This window comes from Enterococcus sp. DIV1089c (genome assembly GCF_050530965.1).
In the GTDB taxonomy this organism is placed as follows: Bacteria; Bacillota; Bacilli; order Lactobacillales; family Enterococcaceae; genus Enterococcus_B; species Enterococcus_B hirae.
This window is the reverse complement of sequence record NZ_CP172888.1, coordinates 1,358,094-1,382,344: the sequence shown is the minus strand read 5'-3', so window position 1 is coordinate 1,382,344 and position 24,251 is coordinate 1,358,094. Positions and strand designations below refer to the sequence as shown.

The 24,251-nt window shown below is 35.7% G+C and carries 22 protein-coding genes and 1 riboswitch; of the genes, 8 read left to right on the top strand and 14 right to left on the bottom strand.

From position 1 onward, the window contains the following. The first annotated feature begins 34 nt into the window (after positions 1-34). The 3 genes from IGL30_RS06515 to IGL30_RS06505 all read left to right on the top strand — a co-directional run bounded on the left by IGL30_RS06515 (position 35) and on the right by IGL30_RS06505 (position 2,995). Positions 35-277, top strand: a complete 243-nt coding sequence (locus IGL30_RS06515) for a GlsB/YeaQ/YmgE family stress response membrane protein (RefSeq protein WP_010719097.1) — start codon at positions 35-37, stop codon at positions 275-277. A 282-nt stretch (positions 278-559) separates the two neighbouring features. After that, positions 560-2,320, top strand: a complete 1,761-nt coding sequence (locus IGL30_RS06510) for a 1-deoxy-D-xylulose-5-phosphate synthase (protein ID WP_088775293.1) — start codon at positions 560-562, stop codon at positions 2,318-2,320. Positions 2,321-2,521: 201 nt separating this feature from the next. Continuing rightward, entirely contained in the window at positions 2,522-2,995 is a 474-nt protein-coding gene (locus IGL30_RS06505) for a YbaK/EbsC family protein (RefSeq protein ID WP_088745327.1), read from the top strand. 283 nt (positions 2,996-3,278) lie between these two features. Here the strand turns inward: IGL30_RS06505 and IGL30_RS06500 are convergent, their stop codons facing one another. Then, positions 3,279-4,049, bottom strand: coding sequence for an ankyrin repeat domain-containing protein (locus tag IGL30_RS06500; RefSeq protein ID WP_088745328.1), 771 nt, complete (start codon positions 4,047-4,049; stop codon positions 3,279-3,281). Positions 4,050-4,277: 228 nt separating this feature from the next. Between IGL30_RS06500 and IGL30_RS06495 the strand changes: the two genes are divergently transcribed. The 4 genes from IGL30_RS06495 (at position 4,278) to IGL30_RS06480 (ending at position 9,942) form a co-directional block, all read left to right on the top strand. Continuing rightward, positions 4,278-4,892, top strand: coding sequence for a flavin reductase family protein (locus IGL30_RS06495; RefSeq protein ID WP_088745329.1), 615 nt, complete (start codon positions 4,278-4,280; stop codon positions 4,890-4,892). Between the two features lie 458 nt (positions 4,893-5,350). Then, positions 5,351-5,516: riboswitch (M-box (ykoK) riboswitch) on the top strand. A 113-nt stretch (positions 5,517-5,629) separates the two neighbouring features. Further along, positions 5,630-6,823 (top strand): FtsW/RodA/SpoVE family cell cycle protein, encoded by a 1,194-nt coding sequence (locus tag IGL30_RS06490; RefSeq protein WP_034698076.1) that lies wholly within the window; start codon positions 5,630-5,632, stop codon positions 6,821-6,823. Positions 6,824-6,902: 79 nt separating this feature from the next. Further along, a complete protein-coding gene (locus tag IGL30_RS06485) occupies positions 6,903-7,784 on the top strand; it encodes an LCP family protein (protein ID WP_053766844.1) in 882 nt (293 codons plus the stop codon). 121 nt (positions 7,785-7,905) lie between these two features. Beyond that, positions 7,906-9,942, top strand: a complete 2,037-nt coding sequence (locus IGL30_RS06480) for a penicillin-binding transpeptidase domain-containing protein (RefSeq protein WP_123874756.1) — start codon at positions 7,906-7,908, stop codon at positions 9,940-9,942. Positions 9,943-10,055: 113 nt separating this feature from the next. Here IGL30_RS06480 and IGL30_RS06475 read toward each other — a convergent pair whose 3' ends face one another. The 8 genes from IGL30_RS06475 to IGL30_RS06440 all read right to left on the bottom strand — a co-directional run bounded on the left by IGL30_RS06475 (position 10,056) and on the right by IGL30_RS06440 (position 18,316). Further along, on the bottom strand, positions 10,056-11,258 hold the full coding sequence (locus IGL30_RS06475; protein ID WP_123874757.1) for an MFS transporter: 1,203 nt from the start codon (positions 11,256-11,258) through the stop codon (positions 10,056-10,058). 175 nt (positions 11,259-11,433) lie between these two features. Next, positions 11,434-11,886 carry a MarR family transcriptional regulator gene (locus tag IGL30_RS06470; protein WP_088775291.1) on the bottom strand — a complete coding sequence of 151 codons (453 nt, stop codon included), beginning with the start codon at positions 11,884-11,886 and terminating at the stop codon, positions 11,434-11,436. A 71-nt stretch (positions 11,887-11,957) separates the two neighbouring features. Then, positions 11,958-13,109: a cation:proton antiporter gene (locus IGL30_RS06465; RefSeq protein ID WP_010719107.1), complete on the bottom strand. Its 1,152-nt coding sequence runs from the start codon at positions 13,107-13,109 to the stop codon at positions 11,958-11,960. A 242-nt stretch (positions 13,110-13,351) separates the two neighbouring features. Beyond that, positions 13,352-13,876, bottom strand: a complete 525-nt coding sequence (locus tag IGL30_RS06460; RefSeq protein WP_010737629.1) for a DUF308 domain-containing protein — start codon at positions 13,874-13,876, stop codon at positions 13,352-13,354. Positions 13,877-13,946: 70 nt separating this feature from the next. Continuing rightward, entirely contained in the window at positions 13,947-14,294 is a 348-nt protein-coding gene (locus IGL30_RS06455; protein ID WP_010737628.1) for a DUF2200 domain-containing protein, read from the bottom strand. A gap of 148 nt (positions 14,295-14,442) precedes the next feature. Beyond that, on the bottom strand, positions 14,443-15,981 hold the full coding sequence (ahpF, locus tag IGL30_RS06450; protein WP_088745331.1) for an alkyl hydroperoxide reductase subunit F: 1,539 nt from the start codon (positions 15,979-15,981) through the stop codon (positions 14,443-14,445). Positions 15,982-15,992: 11 nt separating this feature from the next. Next, a complete protein-coding gene (ahpC, locus tag IGL30_RS06445; RefSeq protein ID WP_010737626.1) occupies positions 15,993-16,556 on the bottom strand; it encodes an alkyl hydroperoxide reductase subunit C in 564 nt (187 codons plus the stop codon). Positions 16,557-16,768: 212 nt separating this feature from the next. Next, a complete protein-coding gene (locus tag IGL30_RS06440; RefSeq protein WP_088745332.1) occupies positions 16,769-18,316 on the bottom strand; it encodes a helix-turn-helix domain-containing protein in 1,548 nt (515 codons plus the stop codon). Between the two features lie 143 nt (positions 18,317-18,459). Between IGL30_RS06440 and IGL30_RS06435 the strand changes: the two genes are divergently transcribed. Continuing rightward, positions 18,460-19,659 (top strand): LPXTG cell wall anchor domain-containing protein, encoded by a 1,200-nt coding sequence (locus IGL30_RS06435; RefSeq protein WP_240210623.1) that lies wholly within the window; start codon positions 18,460-18,462, stop codon positions 19,657-19,659. Between the two features lie 124 nt (positions 19,660-19,783). Here the strand turns inward: IGL30_RS06435 and bsh are convergent, their stop codons facing one another. From bsh to IGL30_RS06410, 5 genes are all read right to left on the bottom strand, one after another. Next, positions 19,784-20,761 (bottom strand): choloylglycine hydrolase, encoded by a 978-nt coding sequence (gene bsh / locus IGL30_RS06430; RefSeq protein ID WP_088745334.1) that lies wholly within the window; start codon positions 20,759-20,761, stop codon positions 19,784-19,786. A 303-nt stretch (positions 20,762-21,064) separates the two neighbouring features. After that, the gene (locus tag IGL30_RS06425) at positions 21,065-22,090 is read right to left on the bottom strand and encodes an AI-2E family transporter (RefSeq protein ID WP_010737621.1); all 1,026 of its coding nucleotides are present in this window, start codon (positions 22,088-22,090) and stop codon (positions 21,065-21,067) included. Positions 22,091-22,221: 131 nt separating this feature from the next. Then, entirely contained in the window at positions 22,222-22,653 is a 432-nt protein-coding gene (locus IGL30_RS06420; protein ID WP_088745335.1) for a MarR family winged helix-turn-helix transcriptional regulator, read from the bottom strand. Between the two features lie 58 nt (positions 22,654-22,711). Then, a complete protein-coding gene (locus IGL30_RS06415; RefSeq protein WP_010719118.1) occupies positions 22,712-23,122 on the bottom strand; it encodes an organic hydroperoxide resistance protein in 411 nt (136 codons plus the stop codon). Between the two features lie 209 nt (positions 23,123-23,331). Then, positions 23,332-24,180, bottom strand: a complete 849-nt coding sequence (locus IGL30_RS06410) for a YitT family protein (protein WP_010719119.1) — start codon at positions 24,178-24,180, stop codon at positions 23,332-23,334. Positions 24,181-24,251: the final 71 nt, after the last annotated feature.

The following is a 24,251-nucleotide window of genomic DNA, read 5'->3' as shown; positions in this document are numbered from 1 at the left end:
GATTGTTAGTAAAAGAAATTAGGAGGAAATTAAAATGGGATTTATTTGGTCATTAATCGTCGGTGGTATTATCGGAGCAATTGCAGGGGCTATTACAAATAAAGGTTCTTCAATGGGAATCATTGCTAACGTAGTCGCAGGTCTAGTTGGATCAGCGATCGGACAAGCTTTACTTGGCACTTGGGGACCAAGTATCGGGGGCATGGCAATCGTTCCATCATTGATTGGTGCAATCATTCTTGTATTGGTCGTATCATTCTTTGCTCGTAAACTGTAAGAATTTGATCGGATCATTTGTTCGATCATAAATAAAATCAGAAGCTGAGACAATAATTGTCTCAGCTTTTTTTATCTACTTTAAAAAAATTCGGTCTAGTTAGTAAAGTTTATTCGTGTAAGCTGTTTAGAATAAAAATATCATTGTTATTGTGAAGTTTTACTCAAAATCCTCTTGACTTGGAGTTGACTCCAAGTAGTACAATATCTTTTGTGGTAACAATTAGTAAGACCGAAATGAGTTATTCTTTTCGGACATGTTATTGCAAAAGGAGAGAGAATAGTGAGTATAAAGACAAACATCTTAGACCAAATCAATGGTCCAACAGAGGTAAAAAAACTAACGATAGACGAAATGTCTGAATTAGCTACAGAAATGAGAGAAAAGATTTTACAAAAAAATAGTGCGATCGGAGGACATGTCGGCCCAAATTTGGGTGTCGTGGAATTAACAATTGCTTTCCACCATGTGTTTGACTCGCCCAAGGATAAAATTGTTTGGGACGTTTCCCATCAATCTTATGGACATAAGTTATTAACTGGTCGTAAAAATGGATTTGAGGAGGGAAGCTACCACGAAATTAGTGGCTATTCCAATCAACATGAAAGTGAACATGATTATTTTACTGTGGGGCATACTTCAACTTCAATCAGTTTAGCGGTCGGTCTTGCAAAAGCCCGTGATTTGAAACAGGAGAAAGGAAATATCATTGCTTTTATCGGGGATGGTTCCTTAAGTGGAGGCTTAGCTTTTGAAGGTTTGAATAATGGTGGAACAATCAATTCTAATTTGATCGTTTTAGTGAATGACAATGAAATGTCCATTGATGAGAATCAGGGAAGTTTATATCGTCATTTAGCAGAGCTTCGTGAAAGCAATGGGACAAGTAATGATAATTTATTTAAAGCGATGGGGTATGATTATCGCTACATTGCGGATGGTAATGATTTAGAAACAGTAATTGAGGTTTTCAGAGAAATTAAAGACATTGACCATCCAATCGTTTTACATGTTCACACCGAAAAAGGTCATGGCTATGAGCCAGCCGTCGAAAACAAAATGAAATATCATTGGCATGTACCGTTTGATTTAGAAACAGGCGAAGCGAAAAATGCTCCTACTAGTGAAAGTTTTAATCAAATAATTATGAACTATCTTGATGAAAAAACGAAAACAAGTGCAATGCCTATCGTGGCTGTGAATGCTGCGATTCCAGGAATGTTTGGCTTAAAGGAATTTCAAAAAAAACATCCAGAACACTACTTTGATGTGGGGATTGCAGAACAACATTCGATCACATTTGCTTCTGCTTTAGCATCTCAAGGGATTCGACCTGTGGTATTCCATTCAAGTGTGTTTTTACAACGAGCATATGATCAATTATCTCATGATTTAGCGATCAACGAAAATCCAGTAGTCATTCTAATTGGAGGAGCAAGCATCTCAGGAAGTGATCGTACCCACCAAGGGACTTTTGATATTCCTTATCTTTCAAGTATTCCTAATATTAAATATCTAGCGCCAGCTACGAAGGAAGACTTACTTTCGATGTTGGATTGGAGTTTATCACAAACCGATTCACCGGTTGCTATTAGAATCCCTGCTCATGGTGTGACATCTGGTGAAGCAATCGCAAAAGACTACGCTATTTCAAGTTACCAACGCTTGGTTGCTGGAGATAAAGTTGCAATCTTAGCACTAGGTGGCTTCCTTGAATTAGGTAAACAAGCTTTAGAAGAATTTGTGAATCAGGGGATTTCAGGCACTTTGATTAACCCTGGAACGATCACCGAACTTGATCATGAAACTTTAGAAGAATTAAAAGAAAATCACCAATTGATTATCACTTTAGAAGATGGTAGTCTTTCGGGCGGATTTGGTGAAAAAATCAGTCGTTATTATGGAGATTCAGCAATCCAAGTTCTAAACTTTGGTTCTCAAAAAGAGTTTACTGATAGTGTACCTGTTCAAACATTGTATGAACGTTATCATTTGACACCAAAACAAATCGTAGCAGATAGTCTTAGCAGTTTAAATCAATAGAAAAAAACAGAGTAAATTCGTGATATCAAACGAATTTACTCTGTTTTTTTAAGAAATCCGACTTAAATAAACTATATTTATATTATGTAAACACGGTTAGGGATAAACCGAACGAGTAATGAAATAAACATTGCTTTTATCGATAAAAATCCCATAAAATAGAAAAGTAAAGAAATAATCTATTTTTTAGGAGGTATTTTTTTGATTGATTTGCAAGAAATATTTACACAAAACCAGATTGAGTTTGAACTTTATCGCCATCGTCCGATTTATACCAATGAGGATGCGTTAGTTGTAAAAGAGGAACAAGGATTTAGCGGTACTGAGACGAAGAGCTTATATTTAAAAGATAAACAAAACAATCGCTATATTTTTTTAACCTTCACGACTAAAAGAAGCGACTTTAAAAAATTAAGCAAACTGATTGGTAAAAGAGTGTCAGTTGTTTCGGCTGAAGAAATGGAAGCGGAAACGGGACAAAAGCCAGGTGCTGTTTCACCATTTGGTTATGAATCATCTGTTCCTGTCATTATTGATGAAGAAATATTCGCTCAGGAAAAATTAGTATTTGCACCTGGTAGACCTGATCAAACCATGGTAGTCAAAGTGGCAGATTTAGATAAGATCATTCAAGTATTAGAAATAAAAACGTATGTATTACCAACAGTCGAGTGACCTGTAACCATAATGAAACAGGTTCATCTTAAGTGAAATCTTTTGTTTAACGAAGGTTTCGTGATAGAAAAACTGCGTATGAGTAAAGTCGCAGATGTGACGTTCCATACCAAAAAGCTTAGCTGATCAGAAAGTAAATCGAACATGGTTCAGACGAAAACGATGAGACGATCGTGAAAGTAAAACAAAAAAGCAAATGTCTAAGCTATAAACAAAAGTGTCATTTTGTTATAAAACATCGATCATCAGCTTTTTTATTTGGAAATTATTGTTTACCCTGTAATCAAGTTAATTGAGATAGTAGTTGATCATATCCTAATTCTCTGGCATAATCTTCGGCAGTTTTTCCTTGATTATCACGCAATTCTTTATTTGCACCATGAGCCAATAATTCTCGGACGATGTCTTGGTAGATCTTTGAGCCATCTCGCAAAGCCACAGCTTCAATCAAGGCAGTATAGCCATAATGATTTTGATGGTCAATATCAACACGACCATCGGTTAGCAAAAGTTTGACGTTGGCTAAATGTCCTTTTTCGGCAGCTGGTATCAAGGCATTACCACCAAAACGGTTAACGATCGACTGATCAGGTTCACTATTTTCAAGCATATAAGCAAGAATCTCAGTTTTTCCTTGTGCGCCAGCATATAAGTAAGGGCTATCTTGAATATGATCTTGTAAGTTGATGTTCGCACCGTGATCAACGAGGATTTTTGCAATATCGATCATATTATGGTGGACAGCAATCAATAATGGGGATTCTCCTTTTTCATTTTGTTCATCAATCATCGCAGTTGACTGGTCTAACAACGTTTGAACTAGATTTAAATCCTCGGCACTAACAGCTTGTAACAAGCGACCTGGAGCAATTGACATTGGTGTTTCCTCCTTTGATGGATGGTTGGGATTAGTTGGTAAAGGCGCAGAAGTTGTAGAATCCAAAACAATCGAATTCGTGCTAGTATTAGTACCATTTGATTGAGAGGAATGATCGGCACATCCTGCAAATACCAATAACGTAGGGAATAACCATAGGATTGAATAAGGTTTCATGAAAACGCCTCCTCCATATTATTTTAGTTGAAATAGCCATAAACAGCAAAATAAATACTTGCTAAACAATGCACAGCTCTTTATATAGAGGCAAAAACGTAATAAGCAACGCTTCCAAGACGGATTCTTGACAAAAAAAGAACAATGATAGATAGTAAAAAATAGTGTCTGACTAAATCTAGACAGGAGAACAGCTTTTGATTCTGTCAAATGAAAGTAGGGGAGTAGATGTTGACACGTTTGTCATCTCAATTAACAGAAAGAGAAAGTTATAAATTACTGATTGGTTCAATTATTCCCAGACCAGTAGCTGTTGTTTCAACATTAACTGAGAAAGGGAACTTAAACATTGCGCCATTCAGCTATTTTAATATCGTTAGTTCAAATCCACCCATCGTTTCGTTGGCTGTCCAAAGAAAAAATGAGCAGATGAAAGATACTGCTAAAAATATCTTAATAAGGAAAGAAGCAATTATCCAAGTTTTAGATGAGCAAAATGTGGTGGAGGTCAATAAAACAGCAGCAACTCTTCCGCAAGAAGAAAGTGAACTAACCTTGACTAACTTGACTACGAAAACAAATAGGAATGGTTCAATTCCACCAATCAATGAGTCAAAAATTGTTTTTGAAACGGATTTATATGACCATCTCGAAATTAAAAATGAGCAAGAAGTTACTGCCGATCTTTTTTTATTAAAAATCCATACGTATCAATTAAATGAAGAGGTATATGATCCAGTATCTGGGAAGATCAATCCCAAGAAACTCCAACCAGTTAGTCGATTAGCAGGGAATGATTATGCAACCTTAGGGAAAATCTTTACCATCCCTAGGCCAAAGTGAACCACATGACGATAAATATGTTATTTTTAGAGGATGTATAATCCTAAAAATATTATTATAATATTGACGTAATTTCATTTCTTTCATGAATGGAGAAAGAAATGAAATTTAGCTAAAACATTTTTTAGTTATAAAAAACAATAAAGTTTTTTTAGGTAAACCGAATGATTTAAAGTTTTATTTGAAATATACAAGTAAAAAGGCAGATATGAGGATTTCTGGTGCATGGATAAACTGGTATGTAAATGTTAAGATAACTTGATAATTTATTCCGAAAAGTGAAAACGAGAAAATTAAAACAGAGAAATCAATTAAGTTAGCAAGGTATTTTCATACTAAACGACTTCCTAAAAAGGGGAAATATATTAAAGATTGATTAATTTTGTTTTTTTATCAAATAAATGATTGCTAAAATAGTTAAAGAAGCTTACTATTAACTCTGTAAAAAATAAAAATAGTAATAACCTTGTTAGGTGAGGCTCCTATACAAACATATGCTATTGCTCAGAAACGTCGAAAGACGCCAATGAGTCAAACAGGAATTGTCGGATTAAGGCTTTTTCAAATAGCTAAGAGTGTTTCTTTACGTTGTATAGTGCTAAAACTCGGACGATGAGATGATGCTAGGTCAGAATTCTTGTTCGAAAAGGTTTCTGACCTTTTCTTATATTCTATAACTGATTCTATATTTAACTGCTCGTGTTCGCCTAACTTGTGTAAGAGGAGGGGGATATGCGATGTGGAAAAACAGAAAGATCGACTGGTTGATTTTAGGCCCTTATTTGGCTTTGTCAATTGTCGGTCTTTTAGAGATATATAGTGCTAGTTCCTATCGTTTATTGGTAGCAGGAAGTGATCCTAAAAGCTTATTTATTCGGCAATTTTTGTTTATTATTCTTAGTTGGGGCGTAATTGTATTGACCTATTCCATCAGATTACAAGTTCTACTGAAACCAAGAATAATAAAAGCTGGATTGATTGTATCGGGCTTATTATTAGCGATGATGAAACTCGGGATTTTTGCTGTAACAGTTAATGGTGCCCAGCGGTGGGTTTCAATCGCTGGAATCCAGTTTCAACCGTCAGAAATCGCAACCATTTTTTTGATTTTATATTTAAGTCGTTTTTTTAGAAATGACCGAAGTGTTCCTGAGAAACTTCATATACCAGTGTTGATTGTGGGCGGAATTGCCGTGCTTGTTTTGTTTCAACCTAAAATTGCGGGAGCACTGATGATTTTAGCTATTGCTGGAGCTATCTTTTGGGCTGCAGCTATTCCCATTAAAAAAGGGCTGATAATTATCGGAGCAGCGATTGCTAGCTTGATCTTAGTAGCTGGCTTAGTTTTACTACTTGAAAAGCATCATTTGTTACCTTCATTTTTTGAACACGCTTATGACCGAATCGCAATGGTTCATAATCCTTTTTTAGATGAACATGGTGCAGGATACCAGATGAGTAACTCTTACTATGCACTATACAACGGTGGCCTATTTGGTCGAGGAATGGGGAATAGTATAACTAAAAAAGGTTATCTCCCTGAATCCGAAACAGATTTTATTTTCTCAGTCATTGCTGAGGAGTTTGGGTTGATAGGCGCATTACTTGTTTTGTTTTTGCTTTTCTTATTATGTATGCGAATCTTCCAAAAGAGTACGAAACAAAAGAACCAACAGGCAACTTTGATCTTAATTGGTGTAGGGACATGGATACTCGTTCAGACAAGTATCAATATTGGAAGTATCCTTGGTTTAATTCCAATGACAGGTGTACCATTGCCATTTGTCAGCTACGGAGGAACAAGCTATTTAATCTTGTCTTTTGCTATTGGATTAGCTTTGAATATCTCGTCTCGACAAGTGAAAGAGAAAAATAAGCAGGTTGAGAGGTTACAACTCAAGAAACCTGAACTGTTAAACAAGAACAATTAAGAATCTCTCAATTGGACTATCATAATAAAAAAATGGCTATATTTCAAGTAAGAGGTTCGGTTAGAAAGAGGAATCGAAAATGAAAACATTTCAAAAAGTGATTTTAGGTCTATTGACGGCAGTCGTCATTGTCATCGGCTATTTTTCTTTTGAGTTTGTTCATGGTTATTCTTCAACGAGTCGAACAGACGATGTACCAAAAGTAGAAGCCAAAAGTGTTCCTAAGATTATCAATGTGGCGTTGATTGGCTCTGATGCCCGGTCGAAAGAAGAAAATGGACGTTCAGATTCTTTGATGATTGCTCAGTATAATCAAAAAACTAAAAAAGCAAAATTGGTTTCGATTATGCGTGATTCTTATGTAGATATACCTGGGCATGGTCAAGATAAGATCAACGCTGCTTATTCATATGGCGGGATTGATCTTTTGAACCAAACATTGAAAGAAAATTTCAAATTTGAAACACCTTACTATGCGAGTATCACCTTCCAAGATTTCATTGATTGTGTCAATGAGCTATTCCCTAACGGTGTAGATATCAATGCTGAGAAAGATTTAGACTTGGATGGTGTATACATCAAAAAAGGTGAACAAACGATGGATGGGAATACCTTATTGCAATATGCGCGTTTTAGAGAAGATGCTGAAGGAGATTTTGGACGGATCAGAAGACAACAACAAGTGATCAAAGCAATTTCTAAGCAATTAAAAGATGTGACTTCCATCCTTAAATTACCAAAAGCAATCGGTCAACTCTTGGGAAGTATTAAAACGAATTTACCTGAAAGTGTATTAATTGATTGTGGCATTGATTTCTTAAAAGATGACAAACCAATTGATACGTTATCTGTACCAGTTGAAGGTAGTTGGAATTTTAATGATTACACACCTTCTGGTAGTGTACTAGAACTTGATTTAGAAAAAAATCAATTAGCAATCAATCAGTTTTTAGACCAATAGATTTACATTTTATTTAAAGTGTAAGAAGTTAGAAACAAGCGATTGTCGTTGTGTTCTAGCTTCTTTTCTTATGGTAAAATGGATAGAAGTTAAGATAAGAAAATGTGAGCGGAGGGACAAAATGAAACGAAGTGACAATCATCGTAGGAACAAGACTGGTGTTTATCTAACAAGTGCCCTTGTTTTGGTTCTTGCGGCTGGTGGCGGGTATTTTTACTATCAAAAAACGCAAGAAGAGCAAGTGGTTTCAGCAGGAGAAAAAACGATCCAACAGTTTGCGGAACGTTTAAGTACTGGCGATTATAAAAAGGCGATGTCATACACGCAAATTGATTCACAGACTAAGAAGACAATTTCTGAAAAAGAAGCTCTTGAAAAATACCAAAATATTTACGGAGCTGTGGCCATAAAAGGCTTGGAAATCTCTAATTTAAAAGTGACGAAAAAAGATAGTGAAACCTATTCTTTTTCTTATAAAGCTAAAATGAATACAAGCTTAGGCGAATTAAAAGACCTATCATATAAAGGAACTTTGACAAATAAAAATGATCATATCAAAATCAACTGGCAGCCTAACTTGATTTTTCCTCAAATGGAAGATACGGACAAAGTAAGTCTGACTAGTGAGGAAGCTAAAAGAGGCGATATCCTTGATCGAAATGGAAAGAAATTAGCAACGACGGGCAAATTGAAACAGTTAGGGATCGTTCCTAGAAAGCTGGGAGAAAAAGAAGAGAAAACAGCAAACATCAAAGCAATTGCTGCAGCTTTTGATCTTTCAGAAGATGAAATCAATCAAGCTATCTCTCAAAGTTGGGTACAACCGGATTACTTTGTTCCTCTAAAAATCATTGATGGACAAACCCCCGAATTGCCAAGCGGAGCAGCGATCCAAGAAGTTGATGGTCGCACCTATCCGTTAGGCGAAGCAGCAGCGCAATTGATTGGTTATGTTGGTGATATCTCAGCAGAAGATATCAAAAAGAATGCTGAATTAAGTAGTAATGGTAAAATTGGTCGTTCTGGTCTGGAAATGACTTATGACAAAGAACTACGTGGCACCAATGGGGGGAAATTGAGTATTACGGATGCTGATGGGACAGAAAAAGAAGTATTGATCGATCAAGAAGTGAAAAATGGTCAGGATATCAAATTAACTCTTGATGCCGATGCTCAAAAAATCGCATTTGATAGTTTAGGTGGAAAAGCGGGTTCAACAGTAGCGACTTCGCCAAAAACGGGTGAGTTGTTAGTATTAGCGAGCTCTCCAAGTTATGATCCAAACAAAATGACAAATGGAATCTCCCAAGAAGATTATCAAGCCTATACGGAAAATAAAGATCAACCATTTATTAGTCGTTTTGCTACCGGTTACGCTCCCGGATCTACATTTAAAATGATTACTGCCGCAATCGGATTAGATAATCAAACGCTGAATCCAGACGAAGTATTGACGATCAATGGATTGAAATGGCAAAAAGACCAATCATGGGGATCGTATCAAGTTACTCGTGTCAGCGATGTGCCTCAAGTCAATCTGAGAAACGCAATGATTTATTCAGATAATATCTATATGGCTCAAGAAACCTTGAAAATGGGTGAGAAGAAATTCCGCGAAGGATTAAATAAATTCATTTTTGGGGAAGACTTAGATTTGCCGATCAGCATGAATCCCGCACAAATCTCAAATAAGGATAGTTTCAAGTCAGAAATCTTATTAGCAGATACTGGTTATGGGCAGGGAGAACTATTGATCAATCCGATCCAACAAGCAACGATGTATTCTGTTTTTGCTAATAATGGAAATCTCGTTTATCCAAAATTAGAGATGGATAAAGAAACGAAAGTTAAACAAAATGTCATTGCTTCAACAGCTGTACAGACGATTCTGCCAGATTTGAAAGATGTTGTTCAAGATACGAATGGTACCGCTCATTCTTTAGCTGCTTTAGGCATACCAATAGCGGCAAAAACTGGTACAGCGGAAATCAAAGAAAAACAAGATGAAAAAGGACAAGAAAATAGCTTCCTATTTGCTGTGAATCCTGATACAAATGGTTATCTCATGATCAGCATGTTAGAAGATAAAGCAGAAGGTGATTCTGCAACGAAACGTGCACCTGAGTTGCTCCAATACTTGAATCAAAACTATCAATAGACGAATGAATAAAACTAATCAATGACTGTAGTCACTACTTACATTTGGGCTAGGAAACCTAAATTATTTAGAATACTACAGTCACTCGATTAGTTTTTTTATATAGGGATGCTTTAGAATGATCTTTTTACTTTTGGTTTAACGATAAAAGTAGCTAAACCTAATAAAATGAATCCAATAATGAATGGCATCGTATGATGGAAAGTAGCATATAGTTGACCACAAATCATCGGACCGATCACTCTAGCTAATGCTTGGATGCTTTGTGAAGCCCCTTGGATTTTCCCTTGGTCCTCTTTGCTAGCATACGTTGAAATCAAACCATTGTAGGAAGGACTAAAAATCGCATCACCTAGCCCGAAAAAGACCATGCCGATGATAAAGCAGGGGATCGAGCCATAAAAAGCGGAAAGTATGAGGACAGAATAACCAATCATTTCACTAATAATACCCATAGTAATGATCTGGTTTTCTCGCCAAAATTTTAATAAAATCGGCATAATCAACAGTTGAGCAAAAATGTCCATAATGCCAATTAACGAGAAAGTAAAACCGATGATAATTGGCGATAGATGGAAAGTATCAATTGAAAATTGAGCAAAAATCGCTTGGAATGAACCGTTGGGTAGCCAAATCAAAAAACCTGTGATCAATAACCATTTGACTGATCGAAAAGTGAAAACCAATTGGAGTTGCTTGAAGGGATTGATTTGCTGAAGAGAAAGATTTCTTGTACGTTCACGTTTAGTCAAACTTTCAGGCATGAAAAAATAACCGTAAACCGCATTACTCAAAGACAAAAAGGAGGCAACGTATAAGGGAGTTGCTGGTCCGTACTGTGCCAAGAACCCGCCAATCAAAGGACCTGCTGCAGTTCCAATCCCAACAGTCGCGCTAATCCATCCAAAATATTTTGTTCGACTTTCAATTGGCGTCAAATCAGCAAAATAGGCAAGAATAGCTGAGATTTCGCCGCTGGTCAGCCCCTCAATTATTCTACCAAGAAAAAGTATCCATAAAGCTCCACCAAAGCCAAATAAATAGTACCCAATCGCAGAGCCAAACAAACTACTGATCAAAATAATTTTCCGACCAAATCGATCACTGAGTGCGCCTAACATAGGGGCGGCTAAAAACATGGAAAAAGCATAGATCGCACTGAGTAGTGTCACCGTGGTTGCTTGTTGCTGTGTGTTTTTTGTGTATTGCTCTACCATAAATGGGATGACCGGATTAACGATTGTTAACCCTAATCCAATCAAAAAGACCGAAGTGAAACCAAAAACGAGTGCATGTTTGTTGATTGTTGTATTCATATCAAAACTCCTTAGCTATAAAATGTTTCCTAGGAAACATTTTATATGGTATACGTTTATTGTTTCCTTGTCAACAATAAACAGAGAGATACTACGATAGAAGAATGAAATCTAACGAAGCAGAGAGCAAAAAATCAACCGTGATCTTAAGATCACGGTTGATTACACATGCACTTTATTTTTCTAGTTTTGTTCTTTTTAAATTTTCTCTAAAGCGACCGATAAAACGAAAAACAGTATCAAACTCTTCCTTAGTCATTTGTTGAAAAACGACCTCATTTTCTTTAAGAAATTCTTCATGGAGCTTTTGATGCATTTTGTTAATACGCTGACCTTCAGCTGTCAGGCGAAAGTAACGCTCTTTTTTATTTTCAGGTTTCTGATAGCTTTCAAGTAAGCCGTTAGTGATCATTTTTTTAGTTAGCTTACTAATCGCTCCACGAGTCATGTAACTAGCATTTGCTAATTTGGTTACATTTGGATTTGAAATTGATGCTACTTTTTCGATTAAGTCGATCTCATTTAAAGAATAGCCTTCGAGTACTTGTTCTAATTTTGGTTTATTACGCCAAGTGATCTCGTTAGTCAGATCGACCATCTCACTAATCAATTTAAGTCTTGAGTCCATTTTTCACCGTCCTTTTTCTCTAGTATAACGAATGTACATTATCATCACAACATTCATTGATAGATAGTAAGTTAATTTGCGTATACTTTTTTAGTGAAATATTTAAGAATCAGAGGTGAAATCAGAGTACTTAACAAAACAACGATCACTAAAGGAGAGTAGTAGTGATTTTCAATCAAGTTGCTTTGTTGTCCGATCTGTAAAATAATCAGTGCCATTTCACCCCGAGAAATCATACCAGCTCCTACCATGAGTGCACTGTTGGAAGAAAAACCAGAGAATTTTGCTCCAATATATCCGCCAATAAGTTTAGTCAGAATCGCTACGAGTGTCAAAATCAAAATAAATAGTATCTGTTCACTAAAGTTAGAAAAATCTACTTCTAAACCAACACTCACAAAAAAGACGGGGATGAATACTGCATATCCTAAAGCTTCAACATTATTGTAAACTTCATGTTTTACTTTTGTTTGACTCACTGCAATCCCAGCAAAAAATGCCCCAATTACTGAACTTAACCCAATCAGGTCTGCTAAATAAGACATTCCTAGGCAAATGACTAATGACATAATGATAATGGCTGAATTCGCATAGATTTTTTCTGCCAGAGACATTAAAAATGGAGCGATCCATTTCACTAATAAAAAGATAAATAAGAAATAGAATAGTTGTTCCAACAAGAGTAAAGGAAGGGGTAGGTTGCTCGTAGACTTACCTGTTAAAAAAGATAAACTGAAGCTTAGCACTAGAACAACCAGAATATCATCAACAACAGAGGCACCTAGAATCGTTGATCCTTCCTTCGTATTCACAACATTCAGTTCTTTTAGTACTTCGACAGAGATACTAACAGAAGTCGCAGCTAAAATAATCCCAAAAAAGATTGCTTCATTATTTGCTACTTGAAACGCCTCGCCAGTAAGCCAACCGAAAAAGACAGGGAAGAGGATTCCTAAAAGTGCTACAAACATCCCTGGTTTAAAATATTTTTTCAATAAGGATAAATCACTTTCCAAACCTGCTAAGAACATCAGCAAAATGACACCAATTTCAGAAAAATCATGAACTAAAATATTTGGATGAACCCAGCCAAGTCCTGCTTGTCCTAGTAATACACCAACTAACAATTGCCCAATAACAGCCGGAATCCCAAATCTTCTTGAAATATGCGAACCAATTGTAGTTGCAACAAGGATTAGACACAAGATACCAATAAACTCCATAAGATAGTCAAACCTTTCTTTATTCAATAGTCTCAAATATATAATAACATTAATTATTTTATTTGTGGTAAAAAGAGATTGCATAAGAAATCAGCAATCAGAGACTCGGAAAATGAAAAATTTTAAAGCAAATAAAAAGAGGGAGCAATCAGAAAGTTTACCCCTAGAAACGAAAGATATTTGGAAAAAGCAACTTCTTCCATCTTCTAGGTAAACTAATAGTCATGCAACCTCTTATTTACTTACGAATATCTCTTGTTCACTTTAAAATAGCTAATGATTTCTGAGATACCCATGAAAATTAATAGCCCACCAAATAATTGGAAGAGTATCATAACGCTTTTGAATGGATTGAATAATAAAATCAAACCACCAATCAATAAGAGAATACTATAAGCACTCCAACCTTTCGAACGGGTGTTAAGTCCAACGAATAATTGAAAGAGACTTTTTAGGATAATAACTAAACCTAAGATAACTGGTAAGAGCGAGACGATTGCTGCTGCAAAGACCCACACGATTAGTGCGAGAATAAAAAAGGCAATCCCGCTAATTAAACCAAATCCCCATGCACCCGTTTGTTTTCGGTTTTTATTTGCTTCTAAAAGATTCAAAACTCCTAATAAAACAAAATACGCTGTAATGAGGTAGCCAATAAAATGGAATACAGCTGTCGGATTGATCACAATTGCAAGTCCGGCAATGATGTAAATGGCTGACCTTAGCAATGCGTAACGCTGAAAATTCGTTCGTATCATTTCAAACATAACATAACCTCCTTTTATTCTATTGTAACGGTAAACGGTTATTCTACCAAACAAAAACCTGTTTTTTTATTTAGCTTCTTAATATTTTATCCATTTTCTTGCCTTTTGCAAGTTCATCAATTAGCTTATCTAAATAACGTATTTCCTGCATCAGTGGGTCTTTGATCGTTTCCACTCGCACACCACAAATCACCCCAGTTATCAACTGTCTGTTTGGATTCAGTTTGGGTGCTTGTTCAAAGAAGACTTGGAACGTTACTTCATTTTTCAGTTGTTTTTGTAATTCTTCTTCGGTATAACCAGTCAACCAGCGGATGATTTCATCCACTTCTGACCGAGAGTGTCCTTTTTTCTCAGCTTTTTTTACATAGAGAGGGTAGACACTTGAGAAACTCATGGTGAAAATTCGTTGATTCATGATAGCACCTCCTACGATAAGTTTTCTTTTATTATATTCGTTTGTTCAATAAATGTGTACTTATCGCAATTGTAAAAAAAGAATAAATAAAAGGCTAAGGCAAGTTGATGAATAAACTTGTCTTAACCTTTTGAGATTTGTAGCAAAGTTATTCTTTTCTCATCAAATAGTCAAATGCACCAAGGGCTGCTGTAGCTCCTGATCCCATAGCAATAATGATCTGTTTATAAGCACTATCTGTGCAATCACCAGCAGCGTAAAGTCCTGCTTCACTGGTAGCACCATGGGCATCAGTGATGATTTCTCCTCGATCATTTAACTCAAGTGTTCCAACTAACCAATCCGTATTAGGAACCAAACCAATCAGAATAAACACACCTGAAACAGTTATTGTGTGTTCTTCCTGGGTGGAACGGTCGATATAACTCAACGAATCAACCTTTGTCTGACCACTGATGTCTTTCGTCTGGGCATTTAGAATGACAGTGACATTTGTTAAAGTAGCTAGTTTATCTTGTAATACTTGGTCAGCTTTAAGTGTCGGAAGAAACTCTAAAATATATACATGTTTCGCCAACCCAGCTAAATCAATGGCAGCTTCAATCCCTGAATTTCCGCCACCAATCACTGCGATTTCTTTTCCGGCAAAGAGGGGACCATCGCAATGAGGACAATAGGCAATTCCTTTGTTTTTAAATTCTTTTTCACCAGGAACATTGATTGAACGCCAATGAGCTCCTGTTGCAACAATCGTTGTTTTTGATTTCAGCTGATTGCCGCTTTTTAAATTGATTTCAAAGAGATCTGCTCCTTTGTTTAGTGACACAACTTGTTGATTTGTCATAACATCAACAGGATAAGACCGTAAATGTTCTTCGACTTGTTTCATCAATCGTGGACCTTCTGTGTAAGGTGTACCGATTAGATTTTCGATGCCTAACGTTTCTACGACTTGACCGCCAAGTGTATCAGTTACGAGTCCAGTACGGAGGCCTTTTCTAACTGCGTAAATCGCTGCGCTGCTTGCTGCTGGACCGCCACCGATAACTAGAACGTCAAATAATTCTTTTGTATTGATTTCCTTTTGTTCAATTAGATTCGGGCCAGCTATTTTTCCTAAAATTTGTTCAATCGTCATTCGTCCACTAGCAAATTCTTTTTCGTTTAAATAAACGGTTGGCACGGCCATGATTTGTTTTTCAGTGATTTCATGCTGATACATCCCACCTTCGATCATCGTATGGGTGATCAACGGATTCAAAACCGCTAAAATATTTAACGCTTGAACAACATCAGGGCAGTTGTGACAAGTTAAACTGACATAGCTCTCAAAATGTAGAGGTTGATTAATTTCTAAAATGGATTGAATCAAAGTATCAGCTATTTTAGGTGGTCGTCCACTTACTTGTAATAAAGCAAGGAGGAAAGATGCAAACTCGTGGCCTAAAGGAATACCTGCGAAAGTGATTCCGCTAGTCTTTTGTAAAGAATTGATTTCAAAGCTAGGGGTACGTGGCAACGTCTTTTGTTCAACCGTAATTTTATCAGTCATATCTGCCACTTCGTTCACAAACTCGAATAGTTGTTGGGAATTGGCTGTGTCATCTGTACTAACTGAAAAAACAACTGGTGCTTCCATTAAATCAAGATATTGAGCTAAATTTTGTTTCGTTTCCTTATCTAACATCGGCTCATCCTCTAAATCTTTCCAACAAGATCGAAACTAGGTTTTAGTGTTTCACCACTTTCTTTCCATTTCGCTGGACAAACTTCACCAGGATGCGTACGTACGTATTGTGCGGCTTTGATTTTGTCAATCAAGGCACTTGCGTCACGTCCAATACCATCAGCATTGATTTCCATTGCTTGTACGATACCATCTGGATCTATGATAAAAGTTCCTCTTTGTGCAAGTCCACTTTCTTCATTCAATACATCAAATAGACGAGAAATGTGGTGAGAAGGGTCGCCAATCATGGCATATTCTATTTTTCCGATAGCTTCAGATGAGTCATGCCATGCTTTATGTGTAAAGTGGGTATCCGTTGAACAAGAAAAGACTTGGACGCCTAGTGATTTTAATTCATCGTATTGTTCCTGTAAATCCTCTAATTCTGTCGGACATACGAAAGTGAAATCTGCTGGATAAAAGCAAATAATACTCCAATTACCAGTAAGATTAGCATCGCTGATATCGATAAATTCTCCGTTTTTATAAGCTTGTGCGGTAAATTCTCCAACTTTTTTTCCAATCAATGACATATGAAAACCTCCAATTTATTTTGCTTTATTTATAATTAATATAATTTAATAACGGTTGCAAAGTCAAAGTTTTTTTGGTTATTTTAAGAATGTCTCGTAAAAATAGGAGGTTATTTATAGGTGCAATAGAAAAAGCCGTACATGGGAATAGTGGCTGCTTCCTTTGTTTAGTAGGATTCATCGACTATTTTTCCATGAACGGCTGCATTGGATCATTTATTAGAAAATGGTGTGCAAGATGTATAATCATTTTCTTGTTTTAATTCAAAGATATATCCAGCAATTTGAGTAATTACTTTTTTCCATTCTTGCGGTGTCACATAATTGTCCAATAAATAGATTTTTTTGATATGTGACGGCAGATGCTCTAAGGGACAGTCACTGACGATGATATCACATTCTTCCATATAATTTTTTTGGATGATGATCGACTCGGAAGAAAAGATCTGCTCGATTTTGACCATCAAATCTTTACTCACATAAAAATCCTTGGTGTAATTGATACCTATAACGATCGAATGTTGAGGTTTAAAGCGATCATACAAATGAAGTAAGTCTTCAACGATCCATTGCATATTTTCTTTGATCAATAGATCTGGCAGCTCTTTACTGATTTTTTGTCTAAAAGTGACGTAGAATTGTTTGATCTCATTTTGTAAGTTTTCAAAATTTTCTTTTCCTTCATATAAAGTATAGGTAGGTAAAGGAGTATTGGGTTGATCAGGATTCAAAAAAGTACTGAAAAGTTTATTTCGAGCAAAGTTCAAGGCATAAAGTTTTTGTTGGTTGACTGGTACTTTTAAATGAAAGTGTCGGCTAAAAGACTCCACTAGCTTTTTAGAGTAAACGATGTAAGGAACATTAGCTTCTAGTAACATTTGGTAATGTTGAAAGCTAAGCTCGTCACTTTCTAGTTTTGAAATCGCTAATCTTGCTAACAGGTTGATTAAAACCCGCTGTTCATGACAAATAGATAAATGATCGTTAAGCAAATCAAATTTTGGAGTAACCAAGTATTCAATATAGTCATATTCTTTAAACTCTCTTTGGACATTCTTCAACGATGTAACTGGAAAGTTCTCTACACAGATTTTTAATAGTAAAAATAATTTCTCTTTCATCCCTCCACTTAGGGCATCAAGTAATTCTTGTTTAAAATAAGTTGTTAGTTCATACGTAATAGATTGTGGGGTTTCCATGCCATAGGGGACAGAAGTATTTGAAAAAATATTCCAATAAACATCTAAAAAACAATACTGGATCTGTACTTCCGTTCCTGCTACGATTTTTTTTCCTTTAGCTGTAAATTTAAATGCAATCCCATACAATTTAAGGAACTGATTGACAGCTTTCATTTTGGAATAAAGATAAGAGGAGCTGTAATTTGTTGTTTGACTAATGCTAACAATTGAATGACCAGTTGGTTCTAACAGGGCTGTTAAAATTTTAAAATTTGTCGATTCTAAACAGTATTTACCAAATAATTCATAATAACATTTTGCACTATCTGTATTCTTTAAATCTAACTGGACAAATTTCTTTTGCCTGATCAAAGAAACATCTTCTAAATCAAGTGTCATAAAATCCTGTTCTAATTCTTGGAGATAAAGCAAAAAATTAGAATCAGACATCTCAAAATAATCAGCGAGGTAGTGAGTGGTAATGAAGAATGGGTGTTCTGCAAGAAAAAGAAAAATATTGAGCTTGGTAACACTTTTTTTATTTAAAAGATACTTTTTGATTGCTTCTTGTGTTTGCATGTTATTCCTCCATTTGATTTTCCATCCAGCATTTTACTAAAAAATTAGCTATTTTGAACAAAAAAACAGTAATAATATTTTAGCCGTTTGTATTATCTTATGTATTGCAAGCTAAAAGTGTTTGAAACGGGGGAGATGTAAAAATGAATCACTTAAAACTTATAATGGCTACTGTTGCTTTGACAGGCCTATCGGTAACTGCCGAAGCAACGCAACAAGTAAAGATCGAAGAGCACCACCCAATCGTTACTAAAACGAAAGAGCCTGGGTGGGCAAACGTGAATTGTATCACACTACAGGATGAATTTTCCACAACAAATTCAGGAATCATGAAATTTCCGGTGGGAAAAACGGTACCAGTCAAAGCCAGTGTCAGCTATTCAGGCGATAGACAACCAATCTCACAATCCAATGTAGTATTTGAGAATGTTGATCCAGCATTGACGATTGGGTACGATCCAACTACGCTTCAGATTAATGGACATAAGGCTAGTTTTACCTTTACTGTAACATTAAATCAACATTTAACAAAGCCAGCATTATTTACGATCAAAGTAGCTGATGGCAGTCCGACAGATAATCAGCATCTTACGCCTTATAGTCAACGTCAGACAGTTGAAGAAATGCTTAATGTTGATGAGGATAATTTTACCGAATTACCAGAAATTGAACCAACTGATCCAACACCGGAGGAAAAACCAGATCCAGTTGAACCGACTGATCCAACGCCAGAAGAAAAGCCAGATCCAGTTGAACCGACTGATCCAACGCCAGAAGAAAAGCCAGATCCAGTCGAACCGACTGATCCAACACCGGAGGAAAAACCAGATCCAGTTGAACCGACTGGTCCAACGCCAGAAGAAAAGCCAGATCCAGTCGAACCGACTGATCCAACACCGGAGGAAAAACCAGATCCAGTCGAACCGACTGATCCAACGCCAGAAGAAAAACCAGATCCAGTTGAACCGACTGATCCAACGCCAGATGAAATGAAAAAACCTCAAGTGGAAATCGAGATACCTAAGAAAGAAGAATTTCCAACTGTGGGGGAATCTTTAATTGACGTTAATACGAAAAATCAAGTAATTTTGCCAGATATGATCAAAGAAAAATCGCATCAGATGTCTTTATCAGGTAGTTTAACGCCTAAAAATGAAAACAATTATGAAATAAATAATGATAATTTCTCAGATAATGAAAAATCTCTTGGTAATGGTATAAGTGGTCAATTACCAAAAACAGCAGATAAAGCAACACCAAGTTTTATGTATCTTGGGTTTACACTTATCATTTTCTCTATTTTCGGAGTGAGGAAGTTACGAAATAGTGAAAAACAAAGTTAAAGCAAACAAATAACATTATTATTAAAAGAAGAGAATGAGGAGCACATCCTCATTCTCTTCTTTATAAAATAGAAAATTACTAGAAAAATAAGTGATGAACCATAAGTATTAAATCACTTATTTTTTATTTGTTTAAATAATGTATTTGTTCTTGATCAACCACTGGATAAGTAATCAATTCAGTGCCTTCGAGATTTTCTTTATGCATTTCAACTGCGGTGATTTGGTGATTGTTGTAAGTAGTATAGTAATAGATCCCTTTGTCCATGTTACAACAAGACGAATAGATCGTATATTCAAATTTCCCATTTCCTACATCACACAATCCTTTTTGTTGTTCCACGGATGTTAATATATGGAAAAATTGGTTCACGCTCTCCATCTCTGAATCTCCTGAGACTGATTGCCATTTTGTAAAGGAAGCTTTTACGAAACGAGAAGCAGATGATAAATCGCCTGGTAAGCCTAATCCACCCATTCCACGACTATACACATCCAACTCTAGATTTTTCGCAAAATGATTGGAAGATACAGTAGGAGAAACATGACGGTAGTTATTTAAATTAAACAATTGATAATCAAAAGGTGGATTATTTGTTAATACACCGACTGGATTATTGTAAATTTTCAAACCATCAATGGTTGATTCGATCACGAGAGCTTCATTTTGGTCAGCAAGCATCCAGTGAAGAGGAGAAAGTGGAAGTTCTTCACTAAAATTGATATTTACTAAGTTGATCTCAGCAAGTAATTTTTTTGCCTCATCGATTGTTGCGCATTTTCCTAATAACCAAGGGATAAATTCGAATGGTGAGATATTGGTTTTACCAGAGTCTTCTTCAAAGTAATGAGCATTTTCAGGGAAATTCAAACCTGCCATGCTAAGTCCTTTTTCATTTGTTGCTTCAAAATATAACGGATAATTATCAACAACTGCAGCCATACCAATTAACGCATAGTGAGAGGGTAGAGGATCCGTTCGACGAAATTTAAAAGGATAGTTTCTAGGCGTAATTGTCACTACTTGTCCATAAGAAATCTCTAAATCTAAGTTTCGTCCAAAATAATGATCTTTAGTTGCATAAACAATGGATGTACACATGATACATCTCCTCCTTTTATTAATATAAATTAATGATAATACCAATTTTAATTTTTTACCAGAAAAACTGATTTGTGATTAAAAAAACTCCTGTTATAAAAAAGATCTTTTCTAAGATGGATTTACTTTGTAAGGATTAACAAGACAAGTGTGCGGTGTTCTAGAAAATTTTAGCGGAAAATAAGCCGAAGAATGCCCTAACTAGAAGGGATTCTTCGACTTATTTCTCAGAGCTAGAGACGTCACAAAATTTTTATGACAATTAAACTGAAGTAAATTTTACAGGTTCTGATTCAAAGAAAGTCACTCTTTGAGGGGATGGTTGGGAATTTCTTTCACTTTTAATATATCTAATAAGAATGTAAAAATTGGAATACCAACAATCAAACCCCATACTCCTAAAAAGCGTTCGCTGATCAATAATACAATAAAGGTATAGAAAATCGGTAATTCTGTTTTACTAGACATCAATTTTGGATTCAAAACATAAGATTCAAGTAAATGGACGATTAAAATCGTTAATAAGATGTAAACCACATCTTTTATGCCACCTTGAGAATACGCAATAAAGGATAAGGGCACACAAGAGATAATGACACCAGCAACTGGGATCAAACTTAAAATAAAGATCATAATTGCTAAACTAAGCAACTGATGGAAACCAAAAGCAGCTAAAGCAATCGTTGTGAGGATCGTGTTTAATAAAGCAATAATGAACTGTGCCTCTAATACTAATCCAAAGGTATTGACAAATTTATCAGCAAAGTAATAAATGTCTTGGAAGAACCAAGAAAATTCGCCTTTTAAGAATAAGCGGGAAAATAGGATTGTTTTTTTCTTTTCGATCATAAAAAAGAAACTTAAGATAAAAGACATAGTAAAGGCGACAGCCATCTTACCAAAGTCTTGCAAATAGCCTAAAGCAATTGATGCACCATTTTGTAATTGTTCAAAGAAATCATTTCTTTCAATGTAATTATGGATATAAAGTAAAACCGGATCAGCGTCTTTGGGTTGATGTTCATAGAAATTGATGACTGATTTGACCATGTCAAATGTTTGGTGTACCAAGACGGGGATATAAATTGTAAATGCTAAATAGATTAGGTAAACCACAAGAGCATAAACAATAATGGTTAATACTCCGGTTGGAACCTTAATGAATCGTTGGATAATTTGCACTAAGTGAATCATTAAATACGTAAAAATAAAAGTTAGTAAAATTGTTGTAATCATGCTTCTTACAAGAAAAAGGACTACAATAATGATTAATAGAACAGTCATACGACGAATTTTTTCATTCGCCAAAAAGCGTTGGTAAACAGACAAATCAACAACCTCCAAGTAATTTAAGTCATAGCGTACATATTTGATTATAAAGCGGAAATAGGGAATTAGGAAGAAAAAAATAAAAACTGCAGACATTGATGAGCAATGTCTGCAGTTTGACTGTTTAGTTCCTAGTGTTTTTCCCGAAAATTAGTTAGCATTTTCTTGCTGAGTTTTTGCAAAAGAACAAGCTCATCCGGTTCAAGTGGAAGACTCGCGAATATTTTAGCAGGAATATCTTTTGCTTTTTCTTCTAAAGCTTTTCCATTAGAAGTCAGTGATAGAATCGTAATACGCTCGTCTTTATCTGCTCTTCTTCTTTGAAGTAGGCCTTTGTCAGCCATTTTTTTTATGACGGGCGTCAAGGTTCCAGAATCTAAACAAAGTAAGCTACCAAGTTCTTTCATTGTGACTTGTTGGTTTTCCCATAAAACAAGCATTACCAGGTATTGCGTGTAAGTTAAATCTAAAGGCTTCAGCAAAGGGTTGTACGAGCGAATGATTTCTTTAGAGGTGGCATATAAAGGAAAGCACAACTGGTTTTCTAAATATAAATCTTCCATTTTCTCCACCTCGATTCTCGTAGTTCCTTGTTAGCATAGCTGATTTTATAATAAATGTCTAGCTGTTAACAGCAGTCAATGTCACTTCAATATTACCTGCAGTTGCTTTAGAATATGGGCAAACCTTATGAGCTGCTTCCAATAATTCTTGTGTTTCTTCTAAAGAAAGACCTTCAACATGACCTTCAATTTCAACGCCTAAAACAAAACTCATTTCATTTTCAGCATACAAAGATACTTGAGCACTGATGGTAGAAGCACCAGAGATATTTTTTTGATTTTTGATCAATTCTAACGCACTATTGAAACAAGCACTGAAACCTGCTGCAAATAATTGCTCAGGATTCGTTGCATCGGCTACACGACGTCCAGGAGCCGCAATTGCAAGTTCAAATGAATGATCTGGACTATGAACTTCACCTGAACGACCACCAGTATTGATCATTTTTGTAGAATACATTTTTTTCATAAAAAACACTCCTTTAAATTTTATTTTGTACAATTAAATTGTATACAACTTAATTGAGAAAGGCAACTAATTCGTTTCAGCATGGGCATAAAAAAAACGAGCGACTACACGTTATGGCATCACTCGTTTTAGATAAATTATTTAAGCAGAATCAATTTTTAGAAGAAATACAAAAATAGTAGAGGAAGTATTTATGAATAAGCTTCTTATTACTCAATTGGATGGTAAGTGAAGCCACTACCAGTTACTTCAGCTACACTGCTGACAATCACAAAAGCAGTAGGGTCGATTTCTTCGATCAATGGTTTGACTCTTGAAAACTCCTGGTCTGTTACGACGATCAATAAAACTTCTTTAGATTTGCGGTTGTAGCCACCTTTTGCTTCTAATAAAGTTAAGCCACGACCAATTTCCGCACTTAAACGTTGGCGGATTTCTTCGATAGAAGTTTCGCTCATCACCATTATCGATTTTTTACGATTCATTCCTGTTTCAATATAAGACATTACAATCGAGGTAATGACGATCGAAAGAATGGCATATAAAAATTCTTCAAACCCAAAAATAAATAAATTAAGTGATACAACAAACGCATCTGTTACCAATAAACCAATTGAAGTATTCAAATGAAAGTACTTTTTGAAGATCAGTGGTGGAATAGTTGTTCCGCCACTTGAAGAATTATTTTTGTATAAAATAGCGACACCCAGAGCAAAGATCGCGCTACCAAAGATCACTGAAAGTAAACGATCCGACGTAACCATCATTTCAGGGACGACCGCAATAATCAGCGGAAAGACAAGACTTCCAAAAAGCACTTTGAAAAAAGGTTTTTTTCCAAGAAATACCAGAGCTAATACCAACATGATGATATTTAATACTAAAATGACCATTGCACGATCAAAACCTAAAGCCGATTCTAAGAGAATACCTAAACCACTCACACCGCCTGCTGCGATATGGTGGGGGCCTAAAAACATATTGATACCTACGCCTAAAATGGTTAAGGCAAACATTATTTTTATGTATGTCCAAATCATCGTTTTCATTTGCTTCATCCATTCACATCCATTCATTATTGTATTTTAATTTTTTAGTGCTTTTTTCATTATAACGTAATATTCACCTA

Excerpts from the sequence above, each read along its gene's own strand:
- IGL30_RS06480 (WP_123874756.1), top strand. The coding sequence starts at position 7,906 with ATGAAACGAAGTGACAATCATCGTAGGAACAAGACTGGTGTTTATCTA.
- ahpC (WP_010737626.1), bottom strand. The coding sequence starts at position 16,556 with ATGTCATTGATTGGAAAAAAAGTTGGAGAATTTACCGCACAAGCTTAT.
- IGL30_RS06515 (WP_010719097.1), top strand. The coding sequence starts at position 35 with ATGGGATTTATTTGGTCATTAATCGTCGGTGGTATTATCGGAGCAATT.
- ahpF (WP_088745331.1), bottom strand. The coding sequence starts at position 15,981 with ATGTTAGATAAGGAAACGAAACAAAATTTAGCTCAATATCTTGATTTA.
- IGL30_RS06495 (WP_088745329.1), top strand. The coding sequence starts at position 4,278 with ATGTTGACACGTTTGTCATCTCAATTAACAGAAAGAGAAAGTTATAAA.
- IGL30_RS06460 (WP_010737629.1), bottom strand. The coding sequence starts at position 13,876 with ATGTTTGAAATGATACGAACGAATTTTCAGCGTTACGCATTGCTAAGG.
- bsh (WP_088745334.1), bottom strand. The coding sequence starts at position 20,761 with ATGTGTACATCCATTGTTTATGCAACTAAAGATCATTATTTTGGACGA.
- IGL30_RS06500 (WP_088745328.1), bottom strand. The coding sequence starts at position 4,049 with ATGAAACCTTATTCAATCCTATGGTTATTCCCTACGTTATTGGTATTT.
- IGL30_RS06490 (WP_034698076.1), top strand. The coding sequence starts at position 5,630 with ATGTGGAAAAACAGAAAGATCGACTGGTTGATTTTAGGCCCTTATTTG.
- IGL30_RS06485 (WP_053766844.1), top strand. The coding sequence starts at position 6,903 with ATGAAAACATTTCAAAAAGTGATTTTAGGTCTATTGACGGCAGTCGTC.
- IGL30_RS06470 (WP_088775291.1), bottom strand. The coding sequence starts at position 11,886 with ATGGACTCAAGACTTAAATTGATTAGTGAGATGGTCGATCTGACTAAC.
- IGL30_RS06455 (WP_010737628.1), bottom strand. The coding sequence starts at position 14,294 with ATGAATCAACGAATTTTCACCATGAGTTTCTCAAGTGTCTACCCTCTC.
- IGL30_RS06420 (WP_088745335.1), bottom strand. The coding sequence starts at position 22,653 with ATGGAAGATTTATATTTAGAAAACCAGTTGTGCTTTCCTTTATATGCC.
- IGL30_RS06415 (WP_010719118.1), bottom strand. The coding sequence starts at position 23,122 with ATGAAAAAAATGTATTCTACAAAAATGATCAATACTGGTGGTCGTTCA.
- IGL30_RS06435 (WP_240210623.1), top strand. The coding sequence starts at position 18,460 with ATGAATCACTTAAAACTTATAATGGCTACTGTTGCTTTGACAGGCCTA.
- IGL30_RS06410 (WP_010719119.1), bottom strand. The coding sequence starts at position 24,180 with ATGAAGCAAATGAAAACGATGATTTGGACATACATAAAAATAATGTTT.
- IGL30_RS06475 (WP_123874757.1), bottom strand. The coding sequence starts at position 11,258 with ATGAATACAACAATCAACAAACATGCACTCGTTTTTGGTTTCACTTCG.
- IGL30_RS06465 (WP_010719107.1), bottom strand. The coding sequence starts at position 13,109 with ATGGAGTTTATTGGTATCTTGTGTCTAATCCTTGTTGCAACTACAATT.
- IGL30_RS06440 (WP_088745332.1), bottom strand. The coding sequence starts at position 18,316 with ATGCAAACACAAGAAGCAATCAAAAAGTATCTTTTAAATAAAAAAAGT.